Raw genomic sequence first — 712 nt, 5'->3', positions numbered from 1 at the left:
TTCCACCAGACGGCTACGCACTTTTCCTGGAGTAGCCGCGAGCTGCCTTTGCCTCGTCTGTTTTAGGCAGCGTTAATGGAAGATTTATCTCGACATGGAAGATTGAGGCGAAGTCGTCCGCGCGGCGGCATGCCCGATTTTGTTTGGAGCCATTCCATGAGCCTCGAGAGAGACTGGGACTCGATCCGGCCCGATCGTACTTTCCGCGCCGCCGATGCCGGCATGGGCATTTTGCGGATCACGTTGCTTTTCGGATCGGCTGCAGTGGCGCTGGCGCTGATCGCGACGCCTTTCCTCGACAGCCAGACGCGGTCGCAGAGCGCGCGTGGCGGCCTGGCCAGCGGGCTCGACATGACCAGCACCGGCTCGATCGGCCGCCGCGACACCTACACACTGCGGCGAAGCGTGCTGCAGCCGCTGCCAAGTTCCATCTGCGTGATCCGCAACGACGGCAGTCGCCATGGCGACTGCTAATTGGTTAATAAATTCAGCGAGAAGTGGCTGTTTCACCCCCCGTTAAGCTTTTGCCGTTAACCTTTCTTAACGGGTAGGCCCTATGGTTCCCCACAAGAGGGATCGACGACCATGAAAAACCTGCTGCAGCAATTCGCGAAAGATGAATCGGGCGCCACGGCCATCGAATACGGTCTCATCGTCACCGTGCTGTCGCTCGTCATCATCGGCGGCGTCGGCAAGGCCGCGGATGCGATCC

At 60.0% G+C, this 712-nt stretch carries 2 protein-coding genes; both read left to right on the top strand.

Annotation, left to right across the window (positions count from 1 at the left end):
• Positions 1 to 156 precede the first annotated feature (156 nt).
• On the top strand, positions 157 to 474 hold the full coding sequence (locus tag EOA38_RS38140) for a hypothetical protein (RefSeq protein ID WP_126091751.1): 318 nt from the start codon (positions 157 to 159) through the stop codon (positions 472 to 474).
• A 111-nt stretch (positions 475 to 585) separates the two neighbouring features.
• The coding region (locus EOA38_RS38135; RefSeq protein ID WP_145966358.1) for a Flp family type IVb pilin at positions 586 to 712 on the top strand (127 nt) is incomplete at its 3' end.

The sequence above is a fragment of the Mesorhizobium sp. M1E.F.Ca.ET.041.01.1.1 genome, from assembly GCF_003997355.1.
In the GTDB taxonomy this organism is placed as follows: Bacteria; Pseudomonadota; Alphaproteobacteria; order Rhizobiales; family Rhizobiaceae; genus Mesorhizobium.
This window is presented reverse-complemented; position numbering and strand designations above follow the sequence as displayed.